Annotated in this window: 8 protein-coding genes and 1 pseudogene; 7 read left to right on the forward strand and 2 right to left on the reverse strand. The window is 64.1% G+C overall.

Annotated elements, in window-relative coordinates; translation table 11 throughout:
* The 4 genes from F3J15_RS36420 to F3J15_RS36435 form a co-directional block, all read left to right on the forward strand.
* Positions 1–889 (forward strand): sugar ABC transporter permease (locus F3J15_RS36420; RefSeq protein ID WP_240161545.1); only part of this gene is annotated, 889 nt, incomplete at its 5' end.
* 17 nt (positions 890–906) lie between these two features.
* Positions 907–1758 (forward strand): carbohydrate ABC transporter permease, encoded by an 852-nt coding sequence (locus F3J15_RS36425; RefSeq protein ID WP_089448702.1) that lies wholly within the window; start codon positions 907–909, stop codon positions 1756–1758.
* 191 nt (positions 1759–1949) lie between these two features.
* Complete coding sequence (locus F3J15_RS36430) at positions 1950–2216, forward strand: hypothetical protein (RefSeq protein ID WP_166897495.1); 267 nt, start codon at positions 1950–1952, stop codon at positions 2214–2216.
* A gap of 166 nt (positions 2217–2382) precedes the next feature.
* Positions 2383–3186 (forward strand): hypothetical protein, encoded by an 804-nt coding sequence (locus F3J15_RS36435; RefSeq protein ID WP_166897497.1) that lies wholly within the window; start codon positions 2383–2385, stop codon positions 3184–3186.
* Between the two features lie 238 nt (positions 3187–3424).
* Here the strand turns inward: F3J15_RS36435 and F3J15_RS36440 are convergent.
* Together F3J15_RS36440 and glcC are read right to left on the reverse strand one after the other, a co-directional pair.
* Positions 3425–3868: pseudogene (locus tag F3J15_RS36440) on the reverse strand (DUF6306 domain-containing protein); the annotation flags it as partial.
* 254 nt (positions 3869–4122) lie between these two features.
* A complete protein-coding gene (gene glcC / locus F3J15_RS36445) occupies positions 4123–4893 on the reverse strand; it encodes a transcriptional regulator GlcC (RefSeq protein ID WP_089446729.1) in 771 nt (256 codons plus the stop codon).
* 217 nt (positions 4894–5110) lie between these two features.
* Between glcC and glcD the strand changes: the two genes are divergently transcribed.
* The 3 genes from glcD to F3J15_RS36460 form a co-directional block, all read left to right on the forward strand.
* On the forward strand, positions 5111–6610 hold the full coding sequence (gene glcD / locus F3J15_RS36450; protein ID WP_166897502.1) for a glycolate oxidase subunit GlcD: 1500 nt from the start codon (positions 5111–5113) through the stop codon (positions 6608–6610).
* The gene (gene glcE, locus F3J15_RS36455; RefSeq protein WP_166897505.1) at positions 6610–7686 is read left to right on the forward strand and encodes a glycolate oxidase subunit GlcE; all 1077 of its coding nucleotides are present in this window, start codon (positions 6610–6612) and stop codon (positions 7684–7686) included. Before glcD ends, glcE begins: the two co-directional genes overlap by 1 nt.
* Positions 7687–7710: 24 nt before the next feature.
* Positions 7711–8162, forward strand: a 452-nt coding sequence (locus F3J15_RS36460; RefSeq protein WP_166897507.1) for a 4Fe-4S dicluster domain-containing protein, incomplete at its 3' end; no start/stop codon positions are given.

An 8162-nucleotide genomic window follows, 5' to 3' on the forward strand; every position in this document is an offset into this window, starting at 1 on the left:
ATCCGCCGCCACCGCGATGCCCGCACGCCGCCCGTCGCCTGCCGTGCGGCGGCAACAGCGCGCCGCATGGCTCTTTCTCGCGCCGGCCTGCGCGATGGTTGCCGTCTATGTGATCTGGCCGATCCTGTCGACGCTGTGGCTGAGCCTGTACAACTGGGACGGGATGACCGAGCGCACCTTCGTCGGTCTCGCGAACTACGTCGAACTGCTGCAGGCGCCGACGTTCTACACCGCGCTGCGCAACAACGTGATCTGGCTCGCGCTGTTCATGCTCGCGCCGCCGCTCGGCCTCGCGCTCGCGTTGTACCTGAACCAGGCGGTGGCCGGCATCCGGCTCGTGAAGTCGCTGTTCTTCGCGCCGTTCGTGCTGTCCGGCGTGGTCGTCGGACTGATCTTCTCGTGGTTCTACGATCCGACGTTCGGGTTGCTCGCGCTGATCGCCGGACACGGCATCCCGGTGCTCGGCGACGCGCGCTATGCGACGTTCGGCATCGTTTTCGCCGCGCTGTGGCCGCAGACCGCGTACTGCATGATCCTGTACCTCACCGGCCTCACGTCGCTCAACCCGGAACAGATCGAAGCCGCACGGATGGAAGGCGCGCGCGGCTTCGCGCTGCTGTGGCACGTGGTGCTGCCGCAACTGCGGCCGACCACCTTCATGGCGATCGTCGTCACGGTGATCGGCGCACTGCGCAGCTTCGACCTGATCTCGGTGATGACGAGCGGCGGCCCGTTCGAGAGCTCGACCGTGCTCGCGTATTACATGTACGACCAGGCGATCAAGTACTACCGGCTCGGCTATTCCGCGTCGATTGCGGTCGTGCTGTTCGCGATCATGCTCGTCTACATCGTGTTCCAGTTGCGCCGCCTGCTGCGCAACGAGCAATAACCTGACCGGTGGCCATCATGTTTCCGACTCCCGTTGCTCAATGGAAGCCTGTCTCGCGCAGGCTGTACAAGTTGTCGTTGCCGGTTGCGCTGCTGATCTGGCTGTTGCCGATGATCGCGGTGTTCGTCACGTCGGTGCGCTCGACCGAGGAACTGGTCGAAGGCCACTACTGGGGTTGGCCGCGGCATTTCTCGATGATCGAGAACTATCGCGACGCGCTGACGACGTCCCCGATGCTGCATTACTTCTGGAACAGCGTGCAGATCACGGTGCCTTCCGTCATCGGGTCGATCGCGCTCGCGGCGATGGCCGGCTTTGCGCTGGCGACCTACAAGTTTCGCGGGAGTACGGCGCTGTTCGGGACGTTCGTTGCCGGTAACTTCGTGCCGGTGCAGGTGTTGATGATTCCGGTGCGGGATTTGTCGCTGCGGCTCGGTGTGTTTAATACCGTCGAGGCGCTGATTCTTTTTCATGTCGCGTTTCAGACCGGGTTCTGTACGCTGTTTCTGCGCAACTTCATCAAGCAGTTGCCGTTCGAGTTGATCGAGGCGGCAAGGATCGAAGGTGCGGGGGAATGGACGGTGTTTTACCGGATCGTGCTGCCGTTGATTCGGCCCGCGTTGGCCGCGCTCGCGATTCTCGTTTTTACGTTCGTGTGGAATGACTACTTCTGGGCGCTGTGTCTCACGCAAGGCGATGAAGCCGCGCCGATTACCGCTGGCGTTGCCGCGTTGAAGGGGCAGTGGACGACGTCGTGGAATCTTGTGTCGGCCGGGTCGATTCTTGCCGCACTGCCGTCGGTCGCAATGTTCTTTGCGATGCAGAAACACTTTGTGGCGGGGCTGACGTTTGGTGCGACAAAAGGCTGAACGCGCAGCTCCGCATATTCGTATCTCCCCCTCCGCATCGTGAGGTTGCCCGCTTCGGCGGGCTTTTTTGATTGTCGGGGATTGGCCGGAGGGAGATACAGGTCGCCTGTGCTCGGCCAGTTTCGGACGCTCGACCATAAGGGCTGAATCGCAGACAATCTTGAGCACACGCTTGCCTTTGGTCAATAACGATGAAAGTTTCGAGAGATTTCGGGATCGTTGTCCGGCGCGCCGCGCTAGCGGCCAAGAATGTCGACCTATCCACGGTTATGGTCGAGTTCAATTTTCGGAAATATTTTGACGAATCCGATAGCTTTATATCGCTTGGCCCGTTCTTTGGGGGCGATGTGGCCGACGAGTGTACAAGGTCATTGGAGCGGCTTGGGCTGACATACATCGACGACTTTTTTGTCTTTGATGGATTTGTGCCCGACTGGTGTTCGTTCGAAGTATTTTGACGTGCGTGCCGATCCTGAGCTTCCGAAGACCGCTGTCGGTCATCTTCGGTCACTCGACAGCGCAATCCAGATCGCAGACAATCGTCCGCCAAATCGAGACGGTATGCTGAATTGCTATTCAATTTGCCATTGTCTCATCTCCAGCTCACCAAGATTGACAAAGCAGATGAATCGATCCGATCTTCCTTCCTTTGCTGCATGCTTTTACCTGTTTAATGCAGCTTCAGTGTGCCAAGGTTTCTATTGGGCTTACGCGTTGAATAGGATGTCGATCATTCCTGGCTCGACTCTGTCGGTGAGCATGCAGTGGGCGGTTATTGGAGGCCAAGGATTGCTCGGTGTGGTCGCCGCCGTAACGCTGTTGCGCCGGCTGGCATGGACCAAGCATTTTCTAGTGGCACAATTGATCATTGGCAACGGATTGAGCTTTTTGACCCACAAGCAGCCGATCTCCCTTATGCTGGTGGGAGCTGTTTTTTCGGCAATCCCGCTGCTAATCGTTGCACGTGTTCCAATTCACGAACTGGCTCCCACCCATAGCGTGCTGTCGGTATCGCAACGTATCCGGCGTTACTGTGGACTTGGATTGTATGGGCTAGCCGTGTACTTCATGTTCGGAACCCTAAGTGCATTGTTCACGGGAACCTCCAGGACCATGAACTCACCGGCGATGCATACCCCGGCGGCTGCAGCGGAACTCATCTTCTGGCTCCTGCTCATGCTGGTTGGGGGCGCAATATTTGGGCAGAGGGCTGAGGCTCGGAGGTATGCGGGAATTTTGCTCACCGCATTGGCGTCGTACATGGTCCTTTTTTCTTGCGTGAGCTATATCTACGCACGAACACTTTATCCGCAGGTTGAGGGTCTTTATCACTGGGATGCTACCCTGCAGTGGCTTGTGATCCTTGCAATGGCAGGCTTTACGCTAGTGGGACTGTCTGATGGCGGGAAGTCGTCGAGGTCGACCTGAAATGTCAATATCGATGTGTAAATGGCTGGCAGTACGATAGCAAGAGTATTTCCTGCGCGGAGCCAGACGGAAACCATATCGCCAGAAGCTATCCGGCAGGCATTACGGCCAGAATGCGGTACGTATTCACATGCGAAGCCAGCAACCGTGAGTGACCGCTGTTGAGGCTAGCGAATGCCGCATATGGGTCGAGAAGCGACATCCACGGAAATACCGCGATGAACGATTCCCCTGGCCGCTACTGCGACGCTGAGTTCGGGGCGCAGCGCTTGAGCCGCAGCAATGCATCTACCGACCCGATGTTCTTCTCGTGCGCCACAAGCATCTGCGTGAGCGCATGGTGCATATCCGGCTGCGCAAGCGTCGGCAGCAACGCCTGCAACTTCCTCACCACCCACCGCTGCCCACGATTCAAAAACGCCAGCCGCTCCGCCAGATCCTCGATCGCCATCGCCTTCTCATAAAACGCCCCGGTGGCATGCGTCGGCGTCGCATCGAGCGACCGGATCGCATCGACCAGCACCGCACACCAGTGCGCCTCATCCTGGCGAATGCTCGCCACAAGCCGATGAAGTTCGGGATCGTCGATTTCCACCGCCGTCTCCGACGCAACACGCGCGCCAGCACGCTCGGCTTCCAGCAGCTCATTCAACAACGCGAGCAACGCGTCGCGCTGCGCATCAACGGATTCGTCCTCTGCGTTGGCGGGGCGGGCGTCGTGCCCGTCGTCGTGGGTCCGGTTCGACATGCGATGTCCTCCGTTTCAGGAAGGGTGGCGCACCGGTTCGTCCGACGGGGTTCCGTCAGGCATTGCTCACGCGACAGCGGGGCCACACGAAGAATGGCTCACAGTCTGACATAGCCCTGTGACACGCATCTGCGGACGACCCGCTGTGCGTGATGCGCATCAAGACACACCGCGACGCGCGGCCGACATCACGTCCACCCTTCGAGCCTCAACGTCGACCGCACCAACCGCTGCTCCTCCTGCTCGATCTCCCGCAGATACTCGACGCACTGACGAATATGCTCGCTCGCGGCCTTGCGCGCCTGATCGGGCAGCCGCCCCGTCACCGCGTTATAGAGCCGCGCATGCTGCCGATCGATCTGCTTCTTCAACGGCTCGCGGTGATAGAGATTGTTCACCGACGCAAACACCGAACTCAGCAGCAGATCCGTCAACGACTGCAGCGTATTCACCAGCACCGGGTTATGCGACGCCTCGCAGATCGCGAGATGAAACGCGTGATCGAGCTTCGCGCGGGCGGCCGGATCGAGATCCTGCGCATCGGCCGCGGTCATCTCCTCATAGCGACGCTTGATCAGGATGAAATCGGCCGGCGTGCCGCGCAGCGCCGCGAGCCGCGCGGCTTCCGTCTCGAGCATCCCGCGCACCTCGAACAGGTCGTACAGCGTGCGCGGCTGCGAGCCGAGCAGATGCATCATCGGCGTGATCTCGCGTTGCGGGGTCAGGCTCGCCACGAACGAGCCCTTGCCGTGCGTGGTGTCGATGATGCCGCGCGCACGCAGCAGCTTCATCCCTTCGCGCACGGCCGTGCGCGACACGCCGAGCTTCTCGGTCAGCCGCCGTTCGGACGGTAGCGCCTGCCCGGCCTTCAGCACGCCGTCGACGATCAGTTTCTCGATGCGCTCGGCGACGACGTCGGCCACGTTGCGCGCCGGACCCACTCGATCCTGCATTTCCATACTGGTATGACCACTTCGGAAGGATATCGGTGATTTTCCCACAAACCCTTTTACCCATTCAGTTTTACGGCGATCGATACAGCTGCTTTCCGGCTGCCCCATAAAAACTGGTATGACCACGTCCGCCACGTCTGGACACGCGCGCGCCGCCCGCCAAGAATCCCTCCCTTCCGGCGTGCCGCGCCTCGCGCAGCCGCCGCATGGTGGAGACAACCCGATGAATTTCATCTACGACGAACGGATCGACGGCCCACTCGCGACCGTCAGCCGCGACACACTCGTCGCCGCGCTGCACGCGGCGGCGCCCGGCCTCGACGTGCTGCACGAACGCGAGGCGCTCAAGCCGTTCGAATGCGACGGCCTCGCCGCGTACCGCACGGTGCCGCTCGCGGTCGTGCTGCCCGACACGGTCGAGCAGGTGCGCGCGGTACTGCGCGTCGCGGCCGCGCTCGGCGTGCCGGTGGTCGCGCGCGGCGCGGGCACCGGCCTGTCGGGCGGCGCGATGCCGCTCGAAAAAGGCCTCCTGCTCGTGATGGCGAAGTTCAACAGGATTCTCGACATCGACCCCGATGCCGGCATCGCGCGCGTGCAGCCCGGTGTGCGCAACCTCGCGATCTCGCAGGCGGCCGCGCCACACGGCCTGTACTACGCGCCGGATCCGTCGTCGCAGATCGCCTGCTCGATCGGCGGCAACGTCGCCGAAAACGCGGGCGGCGTGCACTGCCTGAAATACGGCCTCACGGTGCACAACATCCTGAAGGTCGAGATTCTGACGATCGACGGCGATACGCTCACGCTCGGCGCCGACGCGCTCGACGCACCCGGCTTCGACCTGCTCGCGTTGTTCACCGGCTCGGAAGGGATGCTCGGCATCGTCACGGAAGTGACCGTGAAGTTGCTGCCGAAGCCGCCGAGCGTGAAGGTGCTGATGGCGAGCTTCGACGACGTCGCGGAAGCCGGCGCGGCGGTCGCACGGATCATCGGCGCGGGCGTGATCCCCGGCGGCCTCGAGATGATGGATAACCTCGCGATCCGCGCGGCGGAGGATTTCATCCACGCGGGCTACCCGGTCGACGCGCAAGCGATCCTGCTGTGCGAGCTCGACGGCTCGCCGACCGACGTCGACGAAGACGCCGAACGCGTCGCCACGCTGCTGCGCGACGCGGGCGCAACCGAGATCCGCGTCGCGCGCGACGAAGCCGAGCGTCAGCGCTTCTGGGCCGGCCGCAAGAACGCATTCCCCGCGGTCGGCCGCATGTCGCCCGACTACTACTGCATGGACGGCACGATCCCGCGCCGCGAGCTGCCGCGCGTGCTCGAAGGCATCGCCGCGCTGTCCGCCGAATACGGGCTGCCGGTCGCGAACGTGTTCCACGCGGGCGACGGCAACATGCACCCGCTGATCCTGTTCGACGCGAACCGGCCCGGCGAGCTCGACCGCGCGGAAGCGCTCGGCGGCAAGATCCTGGAGCTGTGCGTCGCGGCGGGCGGCAGCATCACCGGCGAGCACGGCGTCGGCCGCGAGAAGATCAACCAGATGTGCGTGCAGTTCAACGCCGACGAAATCACGTTCTTCCACGCGGTGAAGGCCGCATTCGATCCGCAAGGCCTGCTCAATCCCGGCAAGAACATCCCGACGCTGCACCGCTGCGCCGAATTCGGTGCGATGCACGTCCGTCACGGCAAGCTGCCGTTTCCCGAACTGGAGCGCTTCTGATGCGACGCGAAATCGAATCGATCGACGACAGCGCGGCGCTCGTCGCGCAGGTCGACGCGGCGATCCACGACCGCCAGCCGCTGCACATCCGCGGCGCCGGCACGAAGGCGTTCCTCGGCCGCCCCGTCAAAGGCCGCACGCTCGACGTGCGCACGCATCGCGGCGTCGTCTCGTACGACCCGACCGAACTCGTCGTCACCGCCCGCGCAGGCACGCCGCTCGCCGATCTTGACGCGATGCTCGACGCGGCCGGCCAGATGCTGCCGTGCGAGCCGCCGACGTTTGGCGGCGCGGCAACGGTCGGCGGCATGTTCGCGGCGGCGCTGTCGGGCCCGCGCCGCCCGTGGGCCGGCGCGGTGCGCGACTTCGTGCTCGGCTGCCGCGTGATCACCGGCCACGCGAAGCACCTGCGCTTCGGCGGCGAGGTGATGAAGAACGTCGCGGGCTACGACGTGTCGCGGCTGCTCGCGGGCAGCTTCGGCTGTCTCGGCGTCGTGACCGAGGTGTCGTTGAAGGTGCTGCCGAAGCCGCGCGCGACGGGGGATCTCGCGTTACAGCTTGCCGTGGACGAAGCCGTGCCGCGCGTCGCCGCATGGCGTCGCGCGGGGCTGCCGCTCGCCGGCGCATGCCACGCGGACGGCGTGCTGCGCGTGCGGATCGAAGGCGGCGAGGGCTCGGTGAAAGCCGCGCGCGACACGATCGGCGGCGAACGCATGGACGATCGCGACGATGCGTTCTGGGCTCGGCTGCGTGACCTGGCGCTGCCGTTCTTCGACGATCCTCGCCCGCTGTGGCGCGTGTCGGTACCGGCCTCTACGCCGCTCGACGCACTGCCCGGCGCGCAGCTCGTCGACTGGGGCGGCGCACAGCGCTGGCTGAAGAGCGATGCCGCGCCGGCCGACGTGCAGCGGTTCGCCGTGCAATGGGGCGGCCACGCGACCTGCTTCACACCGGGCGCGACGCGCGAGCCGTTCCAGCCGCTGCCGCCCGCGCTGCTGCGCGTGCATCGGCAGCTCAAGGCACAGCTCGACCCACACGCGATTTTCAATCCCGGCCGCCTGTATGCCGACTTCTGACGCGAACCCGATCCCGACCCGCCGATGCAAACCAATCTCAGCGAAGCAAGCAAGGCCCTCGCCCGGGCCGACGAAGCGGAAGCGATCCTGCGCGCGTGCGTGCACTGCGGCTTCTGCAACGCAACCTGCCCGACCTACCAGGTGCTCGGCAACGAGCTCGACGGGCCGCGCGGGCGCATCTACCTGATCAAGCAATTGCTCGAAGGCGAGCCGTGCGGCGAGCGCACGCAGCAGCATCTCGACCGCTGCCTGACGTGCCGCAACTGCGAGACGACCTGCCCGTCCGGCGTGCGCTATCACACGCTGCTCGACATCGGCCGCGCGGAAGCCGAGAAGCGCGTGCAGCGGCCCGCGCGCGAGCGCCTGCTGCGCGCGGGGCTGCGGCATGTCGTGCCGCGCCCGGCGACGTTCGCCGCGTTGCTGAAGGCCGGCCGTGCGCTGCGCCCGCTGCTGCCCGGCACGCTGCAGGCCAAGAT

Origin of the sequence: Burkholderia sp. Ap-955 (assembly GCF_011753045.1) — a bacterium.
In the GTDB taxonomy this organism is placed as follows: domain Bacteria; phylum Pseudomonadota; class Gammaproteobacteria; order Burkholderiales; family Burkholderiaceae; genus Burkholderia; species Burkholderia lata_D.

Bases quoted from the DNA above. Each gene is read 5' to 3' on its own strand.
- F3J15_RS36425 (WP_089448702.1), top strand. From the start codon at position 907: ATGTTTCCGACTCCCGTTGCTCAATGGAAGCCTGTCTCGCGCAGGCTG.
- glcD (WP_166897502.1), top strand. From the start codon at position 5,111: ATGAATTTCATCTACGACGAACGGATCGACGGCCCACTCGCGACCGTC.
- glcC (WP_089446729.1), bottom strand. From the start codon at position 4,893: ATGGAAATGCAGGATCGAGTGGGTCCGGCGCGCAACGTGGCCGACGTC.
- glcE (WP_166897505.1), top strand. From the start codon at position 6,610: ATGCGACGCGAAATCGAATCGATCGACGACAGCGCGGCGCTCGTCGCG.
- F3J15_RS36435 (WP_166897497.1), top strand. From the start codon at position 2,383: ATGAATCGATCCGATCTTCCTTCCTTTGCTGCATGCTTTTACCTGTTT.
- F3J15_RS36430 (WP_166897495.1), top strand. From the start codon at position 1,950: ATGAAAGTTTCGAGAGATTTCGGGATCGTTGTCCGGCGCGCCGCGCTA.